3 protein-coding genes are annotated in these 1,788 nt (G+C 40.4%); all 3 read right to left on the reverse strand.

The features are described from left to right. Nucleotides 1-106: 106 nt before the first annotated feature. The 3 genes from OQ5_RS0114455 to OQ5_RS0114465 all read right to left on the reverse strand — a co-directional run bounded on the left by OQ5_RS0114455 (nucleotide 107) and on the right by OQ5_RS0114465 (nucleotide 1,621). Entirely contained in the window at nucleotides 107-955 is an 849-nt protein-coding gene (locus OQ5_RS0114455) for a damage-control phosphatase ARMT1 family protein (protein ID WP_016778172.1), read from the reverse strand. A 9-nt stretch (nucleotides 956-964) separates the two neighbouring features. Beyond that, entirely contained in the window at nucleotides 965-1,303 is a 339-nt protein-coding gene (locus OQ5_RS0114460) for a NifB/NifX family molybdenum-iron cluster-binding protein (protein WP_016778173.1), read from the reverse strand. 114 nt (nucleotides 1,304-1,417) lie between these two features. Further along, the gene (locus OQ5_RS0114465) at nucleotides 1,418-1,621 is read right to left on the reverse strand and encodes a DUF5320 domain-containing protein (protein ID WP_369688200.1); all 204 of its coding nucleotides are present in this window, start codon (nucleotides 1,619-1,621) and stop codon (nucleotides 1,418-1,420) included. Between the last annotated feature and the right edge of the window lie 167 nt (nucleotides 1,622-1,788).

A 1,788-nucleotide genomic window follows, 5' to 3' on the forward strand; every position in this document is an offset into this window, starting at 1 on the left:
GATAGTTGAGCATCGTAATAGATAATTTATGAATAATGTAGGTTAATATTCAGGTTTGGTGAATTTGCATGAAAAAATTTATTTTTTTCCTTTTGTGATAACCTTATCATGCTCGTTTCATAATCACTGCATCGCCTACATTTCTGCCCGTAACACGTGCAATTTCCTCACACTTAACCATAAAAAGGAAAAAAATATTCTTCCTTTCAACCTGCCCGTACAGTCCTTCAAAATTCCCCTGTCCCTTAGAAATCACTACATCTGCCGAGTTAAAGATTTCCCTGAATTCATCAGAGCAATATTCCGGCAAAGTGGATGGCGCATCAAAACCATTATCAATAACCGTAGCAACTTCCTGCATACCAACCTCCCTGGCATCGGCATAAGTAACATCGTTCAGGACAGAAGCACCACGAACTGTAAATATAACATTGGGATGAGCAAGTGTTTCAATAAACAACTTATCTGTTACAATCTCGCCTGCATTATCGCCCAGATACAAAACGGTTCCGGCATGCCTTATTTCCTTAAACAGCGCCTCTGAATCATTAACAGCTATCTTTTTCTCAAGAGCTTCTGAAAATGTCTTTTCAAGATCGAAGCGATGAGGCGGGCCAAAATCAATAATATTACCTGCCAGAGCATACTTCAGTGCCATCATGGCAGGATGTTTACTCGATTCAACATCGTTCTTCAACGCCTGATATCGCTGCATCAGCAGCTTATTATAATACGACTTCTCCTTAAGATAAAGGTCATCAATGCCGGTTTCCTTTTTCATAAGGACATTCAGGTACTGAGCACTCAACGGTGAAGGTTTATCCAAACCATCTTTTGAAAGAAAGTCATTAAATCTCTCTGAAAGTACTTCTCTACGCTCTTCAGGAATATTATATTTTTCAAATAAACGTGCTGCCTGTTTCTGAAAACAGGGTACACAATTAACATCAATCATATCAAAGGTTTAATGACTACACTGATTAGCACCGGTAACCAGTTTATCGCTCAAAAAATCTTCTATCAATTCCCGTGGATCTTTTTCAGGGACGCCAATCACCGGTGTCACGCCAAATTGTCTGAACAAGGCTACAGCTTTTTGCCCGATTCCGCCTACCAAAACTGTATTAACACCTTTACTGCTCAGCCAGCGTGGTATTATGCCCGGCTCATGCGGTGGAGGTACCTCTTCAGTTATTTGTTTTATTTCTCCATCAACCACGTCAGCAATTAAAAAATACTGACAATGCCCAAAATGAGCACTCAAAAGCCCATTTACAACAGGAATTGCAATTTTTTGCTCCATATATTTTTATTTGTGTGTAAGACTAAACGACTAAAAGCAACCGGCCGTCTTGACAAAACGCTATCAAAACAAAACCGGCCGGCTGCAATCAATCACAAAGAAAACACTATCATTTTAACGTCTTCCAAATCCCCGGCCTCGACCAGGCCCACGACCTCTGCCTGTTGCAGAACCATTCCCGGTACGCCCGGCCCTGCGACGGTTTTCATCGTTTTCAAAGCCAGGAGTATCATTTCCACTACAAAGGCCTTTTCCTCTTCCGGAGCGGGGACCTTGTCCCATTGGTCCGGTTCTGTCACCTGCTGGCATAATTATCATTTTAAAAGATTCAACTTCCGGTAAAATCAGAACAACAATTATTCTAAGTACGTTGCAAATTGATATTCAGAATATATCCCATAATTCCTTTCCATGTCGTTCAAATTATCACTTGCTAACTGCCGTTCTAATCATTTTAAATGCAAAGTGAACATTTGTTCATTTAA

This window comes from Anaerophaga thermohalophila str. Valhall, from assembly GCF_000250735.1.
Lineage (GTDB): Bacteria > Bacteroidota > Bacteroidia > Bacteroidales > Marinilabiliaceae > Anaerophaga > Anaerophaga thermohalophila_A.